This window comes from Phocaeicola coprocola DSM 17136 (assembly GCF_000154845.1).
Lineage (GTDB): Bacteria > Bacteroidota > Bacteroidia > Bacteroidales > Bacteroidaceae > Phocaeicola > Phocaeicola coprocola.
The window spans coordinates 48,016-65,627 of the sequence record NZ_DS981439.1; the positions used below are offsets into that span (position 1 = coordinate 48,016).

General features: G+C 50.4%; 14 protein-coding genes. 9 read left to right on the forward strand and 5 right to left on the reverse strand.

Annotated features, from left to right (window positions below; all coding sequences use genetic code 11):
• Nucleotides 1–8: 8 nt before the first annotated feature.
• From BACCOP_RS01885 to BACCOP_RS01905, 5 genes are all read right to left on the reverse strand, one after another.
• Nucleotides 9–6,131, reverse strand: a complete 6,123-nt coding sequence (locus BACCOP_RS01885; protein ID WP_007558953.1) for a helicase-related protein — start codon at nt 6,129–6,131, stop codon at nt 9–11.
• Complete coding sequence (locus BACCOP_RS01890) at nt 6,118–6,567, reverse strand: DUF1896 family protein (protein ID WP_004295482.1); 450 nt, start codon at nt 6,565–6,567, stop codon at nt 6,118–6,120. The genes BACCOP_RS01885 and BACCOP_RS01890 overlap by 14 nt, the downstream gene beginning before the upstream one ends.
• Nucleotides 6,568–6,710: 143 nt before the next feature.
• On the reverse strand, nt 6,711–8,810 hold the full coding sequence (locus BACCOP_RS01895) for a type IA DNA topoisomerase (protein WP_004319201.1): 2,100 nt from the start codon (nt 8,808–8,810) through the stop codon (nt 6,711–6,713).
• 15 nt (nt 8,811–8,825) lie between these two features.
• The gene (locus BACCOP_RS01900) at nt 8,826–9,041 is read right to left on the reverse strand and encodes a hypothetical protein (protein WP_004319199.1); all 216 of its coding nucleotides are present in this window, start codon (nt 9,039–9,041) and stop codon (nt 8,826–8,828) included.
• 3 nt (nt 9,042–9,044) lie between these two features.
• On the reverse strand, nt 9,045–10,502 hold the full coding sequence (locus BACCOP_RS01905; RefSeq protein WP_007558960.1) for a DUF3945 domain-containing protein: 1,458 nt from the start codon (nt 10,500–10,502) through the stop codon (nt 9,045–9,047).
• Nucleotides 10,503–10,814: 312 nt separating this feature from the next.
• Here BACCOP_RS01905 and BACCOP_RS01910 point away from each other — a divergent pair, with 312 nt between their 5' ends.
• The 9 genes from BACCOP_RS01910 (at nt 10,815) to BACCOP_RS21505 (ending at nt 17,548) form a co-directional block, all read left to right on the forward strand.
• Nucleotides 10,815–11,933: a tyrosine-type recombinase/integrase gene (locus BACCOP_RS01910; protein WP_007565622.1), complete on the forward strand. Its 1,119-nt coding sequence runs from the start codon at nt 10,815–10,817 to the stop codon at nt 11,931–11,933.
• Between the two features lie 72 nt (nt 11,934–12,005).
• Nucleotides 12,006–12,536 carry an SMI1/KNR4 family protein gene (locus tag BACCOP_RS01915; RefSeq protein ID WP_004295476.1) on the forward strand — a complete coding sequence of 177 codons (531 nt, stop codon included), beginning with the start codon at nt 12,006–12,008 and terminating at the stop codon, nt 12,534–12,536.
• Between the two features lie 85 nt (nt 12,537–12,621).
• Nucleotides 12,622–13,209, forward strand: a complete 588-nt coding sequence (locus tag BACCOP_RS01920; protein WP_044192934.1) for a leucine-rich repeat domain-containing protein — start codon at nt 12,622–12,624, stop codon at nt 13,207–13,209.
• A 77-nt stretch (nt 13,210–13,286) separates the two neighbouring features.
• Nucleotides 13,287–14,183: an immunity 22 family protein gene (locus BACCOP_RS01925; protein WP_007558970.1), complete on the forward strand. Its 897-nt coding sequence runs from the start codon at nt 13,287–13,289 to the stop codon at nt 14,181–14,183.
• A gap of 181 nt (nt 14,184–14,364) precedes the next feature.
• Nucleotides 14,365–15,039, forward strand: a complete 675-nt coding sequence (locus BACCOP_RS01930) for a hypothetical protein (protein WP_007558971.1) — start codon at nt 14,365–14,367, stop codon at nt 15,037–15,039.
• Between the two features lie 15 nt (nt 15,040–15,054).
• The gene (locus BACCOP_RS01935) at nt 15,055–15,654 is read left to right on the forward strand and encodes a hypothetical protein (protein ID WP_007558973.1); all 600 of its coding nucleotides are present in this window, start codon (nt 15,055–15,057) and stop codon (nt 15,652–15,654) included.
• A 50-nt stretch (nt 15,655–15,704) separates the two neighbouring features.
• A complete protein-coding gene (locus BACCOP_RS01940; protein ID WP_007480245.1) occupies nt 15,705–16,259 on the forward strand; it encodes an imm11 family protein in 555 nt (184 codons plus the stop codon).
• Between the two features lie 73 nt (nt 16,260–16,332).
• Nucleotides 16,333–17,082, forward strand: coding sequence for a hypothetical protein (locus BACCOP_RS01945; RefSeq protein ID WP_007482664.1), 750 nt, complete (start codon nt 16,333–16,335; stop codon nt 17,080–17,082).
• A 73-nt stretch (nt 17,083–17,155) separates the two neighbouring features.
• A complete protein-coding gene (locus BACCOP_RS21505; protein ID WP_007482662.1) occupies nt 17,156–17,548 on the forward strand; it encodes a hypothetical protein in 393 nt (130 codons plus the stop codon).
• Nucleotides 17,549–17,612: the final 64 nt, after the last annotated feature.

The following is a 17,612-nucleotide window of genomic DNA, read 5'->3' on the forward strand; positions in this document are numbered from 1 at the left end:
CTTTTCGCTTACATCTTGATCCCTTTCTTCGCGGGGCCGTTCTCCGGCGGGCTGCCCACGCCCGCGATCACGATGCGCCCCCCGGAGGCGTCGGCAATCTGCCGCAGCCGGGAAGGAATACGGGCCGCCGTGTTGTTTTCCTTCGGGAGCTCTTCCGCCGTGTCATGCCGTTCCCGGCACACGTCGTTATCCTCCTCCGCCTCCTTTCCCTCGCTCTCTTCTATCGATTTGAGGCTTTGCTGTATCCTGCGGTCTATTTCCGTCAGGTCAGCTTTCAGGGCCGTCAGTTCGGGCTCCTTGCGCCAGGAACTTTCCACCACTTCCCGCAGGACGGGAATATCTTTCTCCAGTTCCTCGTTCTTTTTCCGGAATTTTTCCAGTGTCGGCTCGATGGTCGCGAGCGCGTGGATGAAGTTCATCGCCGCCAGTCGCGGGTCGGAGGCGATATTCCCGTAGTTATACTGGTATAGATAATCCCCTTCACCCCGGACATAAAAACGGTTCTGCACCAGGTCGAGCCCGTCTTTCCCGGTCGTTTCGCTCTGGACGAGCAGTTCGAACCCGTAGAGGCTCCCGATGGGTTCGAGCCTGTCGAGCGTGCGTGCCGTTTCGGCGATACGGTTGAGCTGTTTCCCGATGAGCTTGGGGTCGGAGGTTTCCAGCCCGTTCAGTTTCACGGGATTGCGGTACGAGCCGTCCTCGTTGAACTCGACGCGGGCCTTGAAGTGTTCCAGATCCTTGCCGATACGCCGTATCAGGTCGTTGTTCTTCTCTATCTTCTCCGTGATCTGCTCCAGCTTGTAGCGGCTCGATGATTTGCCGCGCACGAATGCCTGGCGTTCGCTTTCGAGCGTGGCGATCTTCTTCTCCAGGCGGGCCTTGTCCAGCAGGTCTGTATTTCCCGAGAGGACGGCGACATACTCGGAAAAATTCATGCCGCTCTTCTCGTCGATGGCCCCCTCGTCGATGGTACGGCTTCCCATGTTGTTGGTCTTGAGCTGGCGGATGAACAGTTGCTTGTTGTGCAACAGCCCGAACTTGTAGGCGTCGAGCGACTTCTCGACGGCGTATAATATCACGTCCACCTTGTTGTCGGCATGGAGTTTGGCGATCTCGTTCCCGGTGCGTATTCCCCGCCCGTCGCGCTGCTCCAGGTCGCTGGGACGCCAGGGGCAGTCCAGGTGGTGTATCGCCACGCAGCGTTTCTGCGCGTTCACTCCCGTCCCGAGCATCTCGGTCGATCCGAAGAGTACGCGGATTTTCCCGGCGTTCATACCGGCGATCATCTCCTTGCGCGCTTTTTCCGAGGTCGCCTCCTGGATGAACCGCACCTCGCTTTGGGGTATGCCGTAATCCTCCGCGAGTTTACGCCGTATCTCGGAATAGACGTTCCACCCCGCTCCGGGTTTGTAGGTTCCCAGGTCGGAGAATACGAACTGCGTACCTTTGTACGCCTCGAAACGGCGGTAGTAACCGGCAATCATACGGGCGCAGTGGCTCGCCTTGTTGTCCACGTGGTCGCTGTATAGTTCGGGGTCTATCATACGCATATCGAGCGACATCTTGCGGGCGTAGTCTGTGGCAATGAGCATTTTCGCCTTTTCCTCCCGCTCCGAGAGCGGCAGGCGGCCCAGGAGCGTGGCATCGCCCGATTTGGCGAACTGCACCAGCCGTTCTATGAACTCCGTCTGCTGGGGTGTCGGCGGGATATTGTGCAATATCTCGTTCTTTTGCGGTCGGTCGATCCCTATATCCTCCGCCGAGCGGTAATCTGTAATCTCGGAGTAGAACATGGCCAGTTCGGGAACCTTGATGAAATATCGGAACCGTTCTTTCTGCACGACCTCGTTGGTCACGGAAAACTCGTAGTCGATGGTTTTCTTGGCAAATATGGCCGCCCAGGCATCGAAGGTGCGGATATTCTGACGCTCCAGTTCCTTCGGGCGCAGGTACTTGAAAAGCAGGTACAGTTCCGTGAGCGAGTTGGAGATGGTCGTTCCCGAGAGGAACGTCGCCCCCAGGTCGCGGCCCGTGCGCTGCTGTATGGTACGCAGCGCGAAAAGCATGTTGAGCGCCCGCTGCGACCCCTCGGGATTTCCGAGGCCCGCCACCCGGTCATGCCGGGTCGTGAAAGTCAGGTTCTTGAATTTGTGGCTCTCGTCCACGTAGAGGTGGTCGATACCCATGAGGCGGAAGTCCACGGCGTCGTCCTTGCGTGTTTCCAGCGCGTGCGCCACCTTCTGCAACTTGGCTTCCAGGTTGGCCTTGCGTTTCTGACACCCTTTCATCATGGCGCGGGAAACGTCCCTGCCTTGTGCTTTGAGCACTTCGAGGTTCTCCTCCACACAGTCCAGCTCGGCCTGCAATATCTCCTGCTGTATCTCCGGGGACTGGGGTATCATGCCGAACTGTTCGTGCGAGAGGATCACGGCGTCCCAGTCGTTGTTGCGTATCTCCCGGAAGATGCGCTCACGCTTCCGGGGCGTGAAATCCTCCTTGCCCGGGTAGAGGACTTTGGCCATCGGGTAAGCGGTGCAGAACGTCCGGGCTATTTCATGGATGTTGGCTTTCAGCCCGATAATCATGGGTTTGTTGGCCAGCCCGAGGCGTTTCTTCTCGTAGGCCCCGCAGCACATGATAAGGGTCTTTCCGCCGCCCACCTCGTGGTCGATTATCCCGCCGCCGAGCAGTTTGTCCATCCATATCGCGTCCTTCTGGCTGTCATACAGTTTGTCGATTCCCAGCCCCTTGAGGTCGAGGTCGGGGAATTCCTGGTGCGTCCCGTCGTACTTCGGGCGCACGTAACAGTTGAAAGTACGGTTATAGAGGTCTGTCAGGCGGTCTTTGAAGTCGGACGACTGCTCGCGCAGCCATTCGGGGAAAGCACCCCGGATCTCGTCTATCTTGCTGTTGGCGAGCTGTATGGCCTCCCCGTCACGCACCTTGACCTCCCGCCGTTCGCCGTCCACCCATTTGAGGACGGTCTTGGTGATGTCGGGCGAAGTGTTTTGCAGGGCGTGTTTCAAAAGGTGCAGGCCGTTGTACTTACGGGTCTGCGCGCTGACGGCATACTGCTCCGTGATCTTCACGTTCGTCGCTTCCGCCTTCACGCCGTACTCGTCCAGGTTGGAGGCGAAGGTGATCTTCACCTCCGTATCGAAGAGCGAGGAGGCGAAACGCTCGTAAACACCTTTTGGAATCCACCGTTCGCCCAGGTTGAAGTCCAGGTCGTCGAAAGCGATGGGTTTGGGCGTCGCCTCGCGCAGAGCCTCCAGCGATTCCCGGGCCGGGGCGTGGTCGGGATTCTCCCGCAGGAACGCCTCGATCCGGTCGGCTTTCCCGATGACATTGCCGGCGATGAACTTGTCGGCAACCTCGTAGCCGTCCGTTTCCGGGTTGTAATAGATGCGTCCTTTCAGTTCCCCGAGTATTCCCTCCACGGTAGTTCCCGTGAGCGAGGCCATGTAGTGCGGTTCCACCCGGCCGTACTTGTTCAGGCTGGCCACAAGGGCCTCCGAAGCGTCGTCGGCGTGCGTGATCTCATCGGGATTGAAGGCCACGGGACGCTCGAAGATGTCGGCTTTGCGTGCCTTGCCGTCGATGTAACGCTCCAGCGACAGAATCTCCGTCCCCCGCGCGTCCATCTTGATCAGGTCGAGGTTGCGTTTGTCATTGAGCCGTCCGAAGCGTTCGGTGAAATTGTCGTAAAGCCGGTTGAGCATCTCCCGCAGGGCGGGGTTCGCCGTCAGCGTTTCCGCCTCGTTGTTATAAAGGTGGTAATAGGCATCGCGTATCTCGATATACATGGAGGCTTTCGTCCGTTGTGCAGGCGTGAGTTCCAGCGGGTGGAACATGGGTTGCAGGGATTCAGTCTCCCGCAGGTAGCCGACCCGGTTTTGTCCGTCCGTGACGAGTGTCCCCTCGCGGAAATAGGGGGCGACCTCCCCCTCGAACGGGCGGGGTTTCATATCCGCCTCCCGTATCTGCGGCGTTTCTTTACCGGGTTCTTCCTCCTCCGGATTTTCCGGCGTGTCGAACAAGCTGCCCGTTCTCGGCGTACCGGCGGCTTGTTTTCGTCTGTCTTTCGGGGCTTCCGTCGGGGGGCGTACCGCCTGCCGTTCCCGCTGTTCCGGGGTTTCCTGCTGCCGGGCGCTTTGTCGGCGTAGTTCCGCCCTCCGTTCCGGGGTAAGCGACATCATCATCTCGTAAAAGCCGTTGATCGGCGGGTTGTCCTCCCAGTTCAGGGAGGCATACAAGTCTTCGGGATCACGCTCCGGTGGCGTCGTTTTCGGCATTTCGCTCTTCTGTTCCTCCGGAGAGGAGGCCGGGGCGAATAATGAGGGTTGTCGGGGCGTCTTCCGCTTTGCTCCCCGGCGGCTGTTCCTTTTCTTGGATATACCGAGTTCTGCCTGCCGCCGCTCCTCGGCGCTGAAGCCGAACAGATCGTAGAGCGTCAGCAACGGTTCCTGCTGCACGTTTACCGGTTCGGCAGCTTGGGTGGCAGGTGCGGGAGCCGCCGTTTCCACCGTGTCGAAAAGCGACCCGGCGAAGCCCTCCCGCGGTTTCGGTTCCGTTATTCCGCCCACGTGCTGCACGGGAGTATCCGTCATGCCGAAATCTTCGGGTTTCGGCGGGTGTTGCTCCCACAAGCGATTCTCCCGCTCCTTCGACCAGGCCCCGAAGTCGGCCAGATCCTCCCCGGTCGGTTCTCCGGCGGATGTGGCGGCAGAATCCGGTAACGCTTGTCCGGGTTTGTTTTCGATTCGGGTAATCTCCCCGGTTTCGGTATCGACATGGTAGCCCTGTGCCGCCATTTCGGCGACGACGCGGCGTTTTTCCTCCTCTTCCCGCTGCTGCTGAAGGTTACGGGCATCGGCGATAATCTCCTTGACGATTTCTCCGGCAAGGCGGGGCTCGTGTCTTTCGGCACGCTGGCGTTCCGCCTGACGGGGACGGGACAATTCCCGCTCCGGTGTACCGGGTGTCTGTTCCGGAGCATGTTCCAGGCAATAACTCTCGTTGAAATGCCGGTTGAAATCCTCCGAGAGCATACGCCGCATCTCCCGGTCGATGCCGTCCACGCCCTCCGCGTGGGTGAACTCCATCGCCGGTTTGCCGTAGGGGTCTTTGCCTACTTTGGCCTCGGTATGGATCACCCTGTCGAACGACTGGAAAAGGTTGTTTATCCGGATGCCGTTCGACAGCTTGCGGGATTCGATGAAATCCCGCTGCCGTTCGGACAGTTCCCCCGTGGCGGCTTTCTTTTGCAGGATAACCAGGTCGCTGCCGACCTCCGTCCCCGCGTGTTCTGTAAAGAGGTTGTTCGGCAGCCGGATGGCCGATACGGGCTCGCAGCGGTTCATCAGCCACTCGCGCACGGGGCGTCCCTGCTCGGCGTTCAATACTCCCTGCGAGGTGATGAATGCCACCAGGCCGCCCTCGCGTACCATATCGACGGACTTCATGAAAAAATAGTTGTGCAGCGCCCGTGTGCCTTGCCGCCGCACGGGGTCGGTATGGGTGGAGAAGAACGGGTCGAAGAGCGCCACGTCCCCGAAAGGGATGTTGCTCACGGCCACGTCGTAGTAACCGGCGTATTTGGGTTCGATGCGCTCGAATCCCTGTACCCGCACCCGTTTTTCGGGGTGCAGGTGCTTCAGGATCAACCCCGTGGCGGGGTCTTTCTCGAAGCAGGTGATCTCCGCATAGGGGGCGTGGAAATCCACGGCACTGACGAAAACCCCCGTTCCCGCACTGGGGTCAAGAATACGTTTGGGGACGATCCGCGTGTCCCATATCGCCTCCACGATGGCGTCTGCCACTTTCGGGGGCGTGTAAAAAGCCGTCAGGACGGAGTTCTTGATCCCGTCCATGTAGCGCTTGTATTCCCGTTCGTCGGGGGTGTTCGCCCTGATGACCTCGTGCAACTCGGCCACGAGCGTTGCCATGCCGTCCTTGTCCGGTTTCCCGGTGGGGTTTTCCAGCACTTCCTTGATGGCGCCGAAGCCGCTGTATGCGCCGAGTGTCCTTTCTTCTTCGGGAGTCGGCGCCCGCCGTTCCCTGTCGAGCGTGAAGGCCGTCTTCAGCGCGTCGATATTCTGGCGGAGGTGGGTTTTCTTATTGAATGCCATCTTCGAGAAGTATTTGGACGGTTCCCGTCAGTTCGGTATAGAACAGTTCGTAGTCGGGCGTGTCGGCGAAGTCGTCCGTGAGGTCGTACTTCTCCAGCACCCCGCGGCAGAGGGGCAGCAGGCGTAGAGCCGCCTGCCGGGCGGTATCCTCGGGAATCTCCGCCTCGAATTCCCTCCAGAGGATGTTTACCAGCGTGTTGTAGGGTGAAAAGTGCAGTCCGCGGCAGAGTTCCTCGCGGGCAATTTCTTCGGCCTCGATGTGGTTGCAGCCCGAACGGATCGCCTCGCTGTACGCTTGGGCGGCGCTGTCGGCCCGCTCGGCGATGAACTCACTTTCGGCGATGAGTTCCGGGTGGCTGTCCTTGAGGTAGGATAGTAACGAAAGTCCGTAATAGGACAATTCCCCCGTGGGGGTATGGTGTTGCTTGTCTGGCATGATAAGAATTTTTAGTGGTCGTTGATAATCGGGGAAGAGAAAGGCGCCCCGGGTTCCCACCCGAAGCGCCGACCACTGAAAAAATCCTTATCAAACAAGCGTATCTCGTTATGACAGGTCTTTTCCAGTGGCAAAGGTAACGATTATTTCCGTTTGTTCCTCTTTCCCTGCCTGGGAGTATCGCGCGGTTCGAAAACGAACGAGGTCTTGAACTGGTCATCGAGCGTGAGGGCCGCGTCGAACGTTCCGCCGCCGTTTTTGACGAATCCCCGGATCGTGCCGGTTTTGCCTTTGGTCAGCAGTTCCGCGAGCTGCTTGTCGGTCAGCTCCTTGCGGCCCACGGTTCTCCATACGGTCAGGCCGCAATCGGGATTCTGACACTTGGCGAGTTTGGGATAGAACACCACGGGCCTGCCGCAACGCGGGCAGGCTGTGTCACTCTCCGCGCCGTCGATTCTTGCTTCCAGCAGTTCTTTGGCGATTTGCGAGGTGAAGACCTCGATACCGCGATGGAACGTCGGGGCGTCCATCTCCCCGGTGGCGATCTTCGAGAGGGCCAGTTCCCAGCCGCCCGTCATGGCGACATCGGCAATCTTCTTGTCCCTGACCACGGCATACACGGCCAGTCCCTTGTCCGTGGGTACAAGCGACTTTTTCTCTCGCCTGACATACTCGCGGGCAAAGAGCGTTTCGATGATGGCGGCACGGGTGGCGGGCGTGCCGATGCCGGCATCTTTCATCGCCTCGCGTTCGGCCTCGTCGGACAGTTCGCGTCCGGCGGTTTCCATCGCCGCCAGCAGGCTCGATTCCGTGTGAAGGGGGCGCGGCCGGGTCTGTTTCTGTTCCGTGCCGCATCCTTTGACGGGCAGCTCGTCGCCTTGCACGATGTCGGGAAGGAGGGTCATGTCCTCCTCTTTCTCTTCGACAGGTTCATTCAGGACGGCCCGCCAGCCCGTCTCGACCATGATACTGCCGCGGGCCGTGAAATCATGTCCCGCGCTTTGCAGGGTAAGGAAAGTGTTTTCTTTCACGCAGGCCCCGGAAAAGGTTTCGAGCATCCGCCCCGCGACCATCTCATAGACGATGCGGTGGTCGGCATCCAGTTCGGAGGGGAGGTTCTCGGTGGGAAGCAGCGCGTGGTGGTCGGCGATCTTTTCGTTGTCCACGCTTCGGCGGGAGAGAGATGCGGTATCCATCCTGCCCGCGTATTCCGCGAAACGGGGATAGCGTGTCATGTTCCCGATGAGTGCCGGAATCTCCTCGGCCACATCTTCCGATATATAGCGTGAGCCGGTACGGGGATAAGTGATGAACTTCTTCTCGTAAAGCGACTGGGCGATGTCGAGCGTTTTTTCTGCCGAAAAACCATACCGGCTGTTGGCCTCTTTTTGGAGTGTCGTCAGGTCGTACAAGAGAGGCGGCTGTTCCCTGGCCTCCTTGCGCTCCACGTTCACGACGCGTACCGTTCGGACGCCGATAACTTCGGCGCGGGCTGCTTCCGCCTTCTCCCTGCCGTCGAATTTCTCCGTGGAGAGGACGGTGAACTCCGTGCCCTCCTTTGCCGTGGAGAGCTTCAGCCGGAAATAGGTGGCGGGCTTGAACGCCTTGTTCTCCAGGTAACGGGAGCAGATGATCGCCAGCGTGGGGGTCTGCACCCGTCCGAGCGACCAGACGCCCCGCCCGGCAGCCACGGCAAGCGCTTGCGAGGCGTTGATACCGACGATCCAGTCGGCTTCGCTGCGGGCTTTGGCCGAGAGGTAAAGGTTGTCGTATTCGTTGCCGGGGCGGAGGTGTTGTAACCCCTCGCGGATGGCCCGGTCGGTCAGGCTGCTGATCCATAACCGCACGAAAGGGGTGCGGCATTCCAGGTAAGAGTAGATGTAGCGGAAGATCAGCTCACCTTCACGCCCCGCGTCGGTCGCGACGATGATGCGCTCGGCCATGCCGAACAATTCCCGGAGAATACCGAGCTGCTTCACGACACCCGGGTCGGCCTTATACTCTTTACCCTCCCGAACCTGCCGGGGCAGGAGGATGAACGATGATGGCAGGATAGGCAGGTTTTCCCGGCGGAAACCCGCGATGCCGTACTGTTGGGGCATTGCCAGCCCGACCAGGTGGCCGAAGGCCCAGGTTACGGCGTAGCCGTTTCCCTCGATAAAACCGTCTTTACGGTTCGTGGCTCCCACGATGGCGGCGATCTCACGCGCCACCGAGGGCTTTTCTGCGATAATTACTTGCATGATGATTCGGATTTTTCAGTGGTTGTTTTCTTGTAGTTCTTCTTCTTTCTCTTTTTCCGGACGGGCGATCAGCCGGCGGTCGTAATAGACATGGTTGCCGTTCCCGTCGTAATACTGCCGTCCGTCGTCCGCCTCCTCCGGGGGGCTGCGTTTACCCGGCCGGAGGTACAAGGCGGCCAGCGCCGCGATCAGGAGCGGCATGGCTCCGGCCTGCATGTAGAACCATTTCATACGTTATACCTTGACACCTTTGGAGTTGCTCTTTTTGCTGCTGCGGTAATTTTTCTTCTGCGTCGGGGTGGCTTCCTGCTGTCCCTGCTTGAGCGGCTCTTTCACACCTTTGACCGCTTCGACGGTCTTGCCCTCGGAATTGACGGCGACCTGGGTACGGCTTTCAACGGCGGGTTTGACCTCCGCTCCCTGCCGTTTCGCACGGTCGGGATTCCAGCGGAAGAAGTCCATCTTGTTACGCTCGAAGTTGGGCTTGACCCAGGCGTTGAACGGCTCACCCTGCCCGTCCTTGACCATGCCCTTGATGTAGAAAGCCTTGACATCCGCCCGCTTGGAGGGATCATTCACCGCTTCCGTCCACTGGTCATAAGCCTCTTTGGGCACGGAGGCTTTGAGGATTGTCCGGTGAATCGTGAGCGTGGGCTGTCGTTCGGAGGCCGTAGTTTCCTGCCGTCCGTTTTTCTCGGCGGCCTTCTGACGGTAAATCTCCTTGTTCTCCTGGGCGTAGCGGTTGCGATCCAAACCGTCGTAGGTAAAGGAATAGTTACGTTCGGCCGCGTCGATTTGGATATAGGCATCCCGCTTATAACCCGCGCGGGTGGTATATCCTTCGAGCAACACCTTGCCGCCGCCGTAGAAATCCATCTGCTTGCCTTCCGAGAGGTCGGCCTCCTTGATGCGGGCACGTTTTTCGAGTAGCGAAACGGGCATGGGTTCCAGCGTGTTCGTCCATTTGTCTATCGACACGTAGCAGGGCGTGAGCTTGCCCGGCTCCAGCTCCAGGTCGATCACTTTCCCGGCGTGGCGGGTGTTCATCAGGTTCGTTTTCGCCTCCTCGTCGAGCAGCACCCCGTGGAAGGGGGCGTCGAGGTCGGGCCGTTCCTGCCAGTAATGCGGCACGACGCGCAGCGAGCCGTCCGCCTGCTCTTCGAGCGACACGCGCCCTTTGGTGGAAACACGCATCCCGTTCTCCAGTTCGGGGTTCATCTCCACCAGCCCGTTGGATTTATGTCCGTAAGACATGGCTTTCAGGTGCGGCTCGATGTCCTCCATGCGGATACCTTTCTTCTCCATATCCGCCAGGTCTATCTTCGTGACGTCCAGCGGCTCGAACTGCCGCTGCTCCTGCGTCTGGAGCCGTTCGGAGGGGTCGATACGGTAATTTTCCAGAATCTCCGGGTCGAAGTCGATGCGGATAAGTTTGTTCAGGGCATTCTCCGTCATGACGAAGATACCCGTGTGGACGGGGTTCTGGGCCTGTTCCATGAACTTTTTGAAGAAGGCTTCGAGGGCTGAATCCTGCGTGTTCACGTTCAGCAGGCTCGCCACGTTCTGATCCGTGGGGTCGGCGGTCTGGATATTGCCGTCCCGATCCACGCCGGTAACGGCTTGCAGTCGTCCGTCGTCGGCATTCTGAACGAGCATGACTTGTTTAGCGTCGTTCTTTACGTTTTCGTCCATAATTACGAGTGTTTTTAGTTAGCACCAATAGCGATGCGGGAACGAAAGTAAGGGGAACCGGCTGAACGTAAAAGAGTTGGAAAGGCAATGGAAGCATCGGGCACAGAAGTGGCCGCTTGTGGCGCAGGGCAGAGGAAATCGGAGAAACGGAGTGCCGGGAAGGACGGATTTGGCAGAGGGTATTTTCGTGGCTCCTCACCTTATTGTCAGGTAGTCGGGATCTATTGTTAAATGTCAATAAAGCGCATGGATAACCCGTGTTTTTTTATAAATTTGCGAAAACGGGTTTCAATATCCGACAAAACGTGAGGCATGGAAATATATACCCCAAAAACCAAGATCAAACTTTCTCCGGTGATAAGAAACGGGAGAGAATTTGTCGAAGTGACTTTCGGTAATGACAATGACATCCGCTTGTCGCTGTCGAAGGAAGAAAACGTACTGCTTGTCGGCGGCAGGGCTTATCTGCCGGCAGAAGATTTCGTGCTTGCCGAGTTCTTCGACCGCTATGTGAAAATGGCGTTTATAGACTATTCTGCCATCAAGGAAACCGCCCCCCGTAAAGAGGAAGACAAACGGCCGCCACTGCCGGAAGGCTATCTGGAAAAACTTCAGCAAGTGCGTTACAGTGACCATACCGTAAGGGTATATACCTCCTATTTCCGCGATTTCCAACAGCATTTCGAGGGGCGTAAGATTGAAACGGTTACCCCCGGCGAGATAAACGACTACCTGCTGTATCTCATCCACGAGAAAAACATATCCTCCTGCCAGCAAAACCAGCGTATCAACGCCATCAAGTTCTATTACGAGAAAGTTCTCGGTCAGGAACGGCGGTGTTACAAGGTGAACCGTGCCAAACGGGAGAAGACGCTGCCCGACGTGTTGAGCAAGGAGGAAATAAAGAAGATACTCGACGCGACGGTGACAGACCTGCGCTTCTTCTGCATGTTCTCCATACTCTATTCCGCAGGATTGCGCATCAGCGAACTGCTGGAACTGAAACCCGGCGACATCAACGAATCCCGCTCCCTGATACGGGTGCGGCAGGGTAAAGGAAAAAAAGACCGCTACACCCTGCTATCAAAACCGTTGATGAAAAAGCTGACGGAATATAACAGACTATACAAACCGAAAGTGTGGCTCTTTGAACACAGACCGGGCGAACCTTTCACCGAGAGTATCGTGTCGAAACGGCTGAAGGCAGCGGCCCGGGAAGCGGGAATCACGAAACGGATTTATCCGCACCTGCTGCGCCATTCGTTCGCCACCCACCTGTTGGAGCAAGGAACCGACATCAAGATAGTGAAAGAGCTTATGGGACATAACAACATCAAGACAACGGAAAGGTATGTCCACATAGCCGACACTTTCAAAAGCAATATCAAAAGCCCGTTGGACGATCTGTTGATGGAGGAAGACGAGGTCTGATACTTAAAGAAAATAACAGCCAAATCGGCTGATAGTATAACGTTATGTGCCACAAAAAAAGAAAATGAGAATATGAAACAAGAATTTGAAGGTTTTGATTTTACAAACTTTTGGGATGATAATTACTATGCCCGCAAGGAGTATATCAGTGATGCCCCAACTGATGAATTGATAGCTGATGTAGAGAAAGAATTAGGATACAAGTTGCCAGCTTCCTATATATGGCTGATGAAGCAGCATAATGGAGGCATCCCTTTCAATACATGCTTCCCTACTGATTCACCCACAAATTGGGCTGAAGACCATATTGCTATAACTGGCATTTACGGTATAGGTAGGGAAAAGGACTATTCACTATGTGGAGAAATTGGCAGTCAGTTTATGATTGATGAATGGGGATATCCGGAAATAGGTGTGGCTATTTGTGACTGTCCGAGTGCTGGGCATGATATGATTTTCTTGGATTATCGAGAATGTGGTCCATTCGGAGAACCAAAAGTTGTGCATATCGATCAAGAATCAGATTTCAAAATAACTACATTAGCAGAAAATTTTGAGGATTTTATACGAGGGCTTGAAAATGCTGAGAAATATGAGGAATAGTAAGTAAGGCACATAACAAGCGGAAGAATCTCCCTAAATGGTCGATTATCCGCCGAACATTATCGTCATTAAAATAAAAACGAACATGGAGAAAGGAATAAAAAGAATTGAGCAGAATGGTGTTCACGTTGCATATCTTACTTGTCCTCAAATCAAATTGAACAAGTATAAAAATGCAACCATGTTATCGTTGTGGCATATTAAAGGCAACTCAATGGATTTTATTTTGGATATGCCCGAATTGCAAGATATCAGGATGTATTCGTGTAAATTCAATGACTATACAGCATTAAACAAATTGACACATCTAAAGAGATTATGTATTAATGGTATTGCCACAAAAGAAGAGCAAACATTTGATTATATAGCCAATCTTTCTCCTTTAGAAGAACTAATCATTTGTAACATAAAACCGTTTAGCAAATTCCCCAATTTATCGAACTTACATAGTTTATATTGGTTATTTATTTGGGAATGTAAAAATTTAGTTGATATAAAAAACATTGCCGATATTCCCAATTTGCGTGTATTTGATTGGTGTTGTTCTCAATTAAAGCCTACTGAATTGGAATTTGTAATGCAAAAAGACAGTATTCAAAAAGTTGCTGCTCAATTTGGAGGAAAGAGGTTAAATGAAGAATTTAAATCATTATTAATGAAGTACAATTTATGACGATAACAAGCGGATGAATCTCCCTAACGGTCGATTATCTGCCGGACATTAGTCGCTTGAAAAATAAAAAAAAGAAAATGAGTAAGATAATGATATGGGTCGGTCAATTCGATTCCGAAGCTGACTTTGAGAAATATATGGATCAATCGGCTTTCCGTCAATGGTGGAAAGATTATGATGAAGACAATAAGGAACTTCGTTGCCAGTTCTGTAAGGAGCTTGGTGTAATGAGCTATGATGAGGATTTTCTTATTATGAAATTCACATCTGACGGCTTGGCAGGATTACTTAACCTTATTCCTGCTGATACCCAAAAGATAAGTCTGTCGATAGCTGATAAAAATATTACAATGGCAAATGCTGTTATCTGCTATAATTGTCGTGAGGGTATATCTCCTAAGAAGGCAGAGAATACCACAACCATGACTTATCTTGGTACGTTTGAGTTTGAACTGTCGCCTGAAGGAATGCAAGGGTCTAATGCTGGATTAGAATATATGATTTGGATTGGCACAACCGATAAAAGTAGGGAAGAATTTATGGAGTATTTCAATCAAGATGAATACATGAAAGAAATACGAGATTACGAAGAAGGTCGTACAAAGAAACGCCCAAATCCCGACCATCGCTGTCAGTTCTGCAAGGACATAGGAATTAAGTTCTATTACCCAGAATTTTTGAAAGTGGAAATTTTGGATCATCTTGAGAATCCATTTGAAATGGTAAAAAGGATGATAAACAATCAATTTGTGCCTGATTGGGTAATTGAACTCTACGTCAAGGAAGAACATGTATCAGCATCGAATTGTATAGTCTGCTATATTCCTAATGGATTTAAAGATAAAAAGAAAAATCAGAACATCTATATAAAGAAAAAAAGTTACGATGATTCTGATGTTCCCAAAAAACATATTGAGGAATTAGTAGATTACAACGGCATTAAATATCTTGAATGGTTTAAAGCCGAAGGATAATTATAATGGTATAGATTAGGTCGTCTATCTGCCATAACCTTTTATGGTAAAGATGATAAAAATATGAGCAGCTAATAGTTGAGTTGAAAAAAGAACAAATTGTGCGACTAACAAGCGGCTTAACCTCCCCTGAAAAAGGTCGGTTAGCCACCAAACATTATCGACCTGAAAAGAACAAGAAATGAAACCAAGAGATATATTTATTAAAGCCTGCAATGAGATAGCTATTCCTTTTATCGCAATGGGATTTAAGCCGTCTAAAAATGGACAATGTTTGAAAAAGATTTCAAAAGACAAAAATTTGACTTTTGAAATATGGTTTCGTTCAAGTGTATATAATTCATCTTGTAGTGTGGCTATATATCCACTGATTACGATTACCTGTAAAAACTTGAAAAAGTGGGTGCAAGAAGAGAATCTCAATGTCAATGATGATGGCTTAGTATATCATAATCATATTGGATACCTATCGCCAATAAATCAATATCAATCTTGGGATCTTGCCGGACTAAGCTATGCTCCATCAGTAAAAACAATAATTGATTTACTTGAAAAATATGCTTGTCCGATATTTGATTTATTTGAGAATAGACAAATGGCTATTGACTTCATTATGCAACATGGCTGTTGTTTCAATCAATACACGAAAGACTCTCTCCTTGCCCTGCCATATATGTTGAGATATGGTGAAAAGGAACAAGCCGAGAACTACTTCAATCATTACATACATTCAAGTAAATGTCGAAATAGATTTGTAAAAGCCTATTCTCAATTAGAAAAGAATGAAGTAATTGATTGTGGATTAGATAATCGTTTCGTAATACTTGCATATAGTCAAAAACTAAAAATAAAATAGGTCGATAACAAACAGATGAAACTTTTAAGGTGGTTTATCCGCCGAACATTATATGCCATGTATGAAAAGGATAAAATATTAAATTCATTTCCTCCGGATCTCGCAAAAGATGTACGGAGAGTATTGGATATGCTTGTGATGAAAAATGATGATATAAGCAGCCGATACTATATCGTCAATCTTGGAGGTTTGAATATAGCAATTCCAGAACGGGTATATATGAGAGAACAGACACCGTCCAATATGACAGCAGTACAAAGAAATATTCTTGACTGTATTTTCACAAGACATAATAATGGTTTTGTAAGGCAACGCCATCTACAAAACCTAATCTCCTGCACAGAATATTGGACTATACCATTTTGCTTTAAGCTATTAGGAGAATATGTAGATAATATTTTATACGATGTGAAGAAGCATTTGGAGTGTAATATGGATAGCTACCTTCGTTTTATCGGAGAAAATGAAAAATTCTTTGATCGAACTAAAAATCAAATGATTAGTTATTGGAATTGCTATTATAGGTTGAGATACCCCAACAAAGAATCATATATAGGTTTTAATATCTTTAATAATTTGGAAATGGCATATAACAAGCGGCTTAGCCTCCCCTAAAAAGGTCGGTTAGCCACCAAACATTATCAGTAATTAAATAGTGTAACATTATGAATATATATGAAATTGGACAAGACTTTGATAATTACAAGTTCTTTGTATTCAAGGAAGAAGATAAATCAAATAAAGATGTTTGGGATTATAATGGTCAATCACTTGTTAATGAGTGGAAAGGGCTTAGCTTAGAATTGTTTAAAGATAAAAGAAAAAAGAAAGACAAACGAAGTGAGGACTTTGATGCTTCTTGTTATTTTTCTGGTTGTCTGATAGTAAATAAAAGAACATCTTTATTGCTCGCTGAAAAGCTGAAAGGACAAATAGAAGTTTTACCTGTCAATGTAGACGGTAATACTTCAAACTATTATTTTATAAATGTATTGAATACAGTCGATGCCTTAAATATAGAGTCCAAGAGCAATGAAGAAATTTTGAAGATGATGAGAGATAATAATGGTATTTTCAATAAAGGAAATATCGGTTCATATATCATATTTCGGGATAGTCTGTTTAATAACAATTATTATTGCACAGATGAATTTGTAGATTTTGTGAAGCAATATTCAATCACAGGATTAAAATTTACATGTGCAGGTATCGCAAAATAAATCACTGATAACAAGCCAAGTTAGCTGCTAAACGCAGCTCCTTGTCAAGCCATTATAAACAGTAATGCAAAATATGAAACAGAAAATATACCATATCATTATCTTTTTACTCTTTTGGTTTTGTGGAGTAGCCTATTCACAAAATCCCAAAGCAGATATTTTGCAGCAAGACCTTTCGGGCTTGTTTGACAATTTAAGCATGATTGGCATATTAGGAGAAGATTGTAGCCGAATTGATATTCATATTACCGAAGTTCGGAAAATGGATAGTAGAGAATATGAGATAAAGGGTATCAGTCGTACCCGATTATCCGTAATCTGTCCGTTTAAGGGAAAGGTTTGTGTAGATAGCATTTCTTCCTGTTCCCAAATGATAAAAAGTGAATATACGGAATTGGACGGTTTCATATACGGGTATTACTCGTTTGCGGAATACGGAGATAAACGATATAGCGGTACATTCTCCGGTTCTTTCAAGCAGGGGTATCGGATGAGCGGACAGCAAATAGAGAAAGGACGGAATGAAATAGCAGAACTGAAATTGAACTTATCTGAATATCGGGGTAAGTGGAAATCCGCAAAGGGACTGACAAAAGTCTGTTCTTGGGCAGATGAGATTATACCCGATACTCCTGCAAACTTCTGCCTGTTTAATGATGCAGGCGAATGGATTGTATCACCGAAATATCGTAAGAATGGTTGGGAAAATCTATATAATGCCTATCACAATGAAAATCTGACAACGGACGAGATACAAAAGGCTCGTGAGGTGGAAGAACAGGAATGGTGGGTAAATAAAAGCCAATCATGCAAAGTAATTTGAGTTTATAACAAAGCGTGATAACGCCTAACAGCGTTCCCCGCTTAGCCATTACTAACAATACGAATAACTCTTTATGATAAAATTCATTTTAGATGCGATGTATTATCAGATATTCATATTTAATAGGGATAAATTTATATTGGAAAATCCACATGAGCGGACGATACAGATAATATGTGGAATATTATTTCTTCCTGTTATAGTATTGGCATATCTACTGATAGAGGAGAATTTCAATTATAAAACCCCTTTTGTGTTTTTCATCATAATCTATGTTTTATTATACAAGACATTCTGTTCGTATTATATCAAAAGGAAAAAAGGTATGGAAATTATAAGGAGTAAACCTCTGATATTTAATAGCCAAAAGGTTTCTTCCTTCATATCATGGATGATTTATCCCATTTTGGTTGTATTACTTTATTTTATAATAACACATCGTCATTGGCTAAAAATTATACAATAAAGATTTAATAAGTTAGTAACAACGAAAGATAGCATCTGACGATGCTCCTTTCTAATCATTAGAT

Coding starts and splice junctions, on each gene's coding strand:
- BACCOP_RS01885 (WP_007558953.1), bottom strand. CDS start 6,131: ATGGCATTCAATAAGAAAACCCACCTCCGCCAGAATATCGACGCGCTG.
- BACCOP_RS21505 (WP_007482662.1), top strand. CDS start 17,156: ATGATAAAATTCATTTTAGATGCGATGTATTATCAGATATTCATATTT.
- BACCOP_RS01925 (WP_007558970.1), top strand. CDS start 13,287: ATGAGTAAGATAATGATATGGGTCGGTCAATTCGATTCCGAAGCTGAC.
- BACCOP_RS01920 (WP_044192934.1), top strand. CDS start 12,622: ATGGAGAAAGGAATAAAAAGAATTGAGCAGAATGGTGTTCACGTTGCA.
- BACCOP_RS01895 (WP_004319201.1), bottom strand. CDS start 8,810: ATGCAAGTAATTATCGCAGAAAAGCCCTCGGTGGCGCGTGAGATCGCC.
- BACCOP_RS01940 (WP_007480245.1), top strand. CDS start 15,705: ATGAATATATATGAAATTGGACAAGACTTTGATAATTACAAGTTCTTT.
- BACCOP_RS01915 (WP_004295476.1), top strand. CDS start 12,006: ATGAAACAAGAATTTGAAGGTTTTGATTTTACAAACTTTTGGGATGAT.
- BACCOP_RS01890 (WP_004295482.1), bottom strand. CDS start 6,567: ATGCCAGACAAGCAACACCATACCCCCACGGGGGAATTGTCCTATTAC.
- BACCOP_RS01900 (WP_004319199.1), bottom strand. CDS start 9,041: ATGAAATGGTTCTACATGCAGGCCGGAGCCATGCCGCTCCTGATCGCG.
- BACCOP_RS01930 (WP_007558971.1), top strand. CDS start 14,365: ATGAAACCAAGAGATATATTTATTAAAGCCTGCAATGAGATAGCTATT.
- BACCOP_RS01910 (WP_007565622.1), top strand. CDS start 10,815: ATGGAAATATATACCCCAAAAACCAAGATCAAACTTTCTCCGGTGATA.
- BACCOP_RS01935 (WP_007558973.1), top strand. CDS start 15,055: ATGAAACTTTTAAGGTGGTTTATCCGCCGAACATTATATGCCATGTAT.
- BACCOP_RS01945 (WP_007482664.1), top strand. CDS start 16,333: ATGAAACAGAAAATATACCATATCATTATCTTTTTACTCTTTTGGTTT.
- BACCOP_RS01905 (WP_007558960.1), bottom strand. CDS start 10,502: ATGGACGAAAACGTAAAGAACGACGCTAAACAAGTCATGCTCGTTCAG.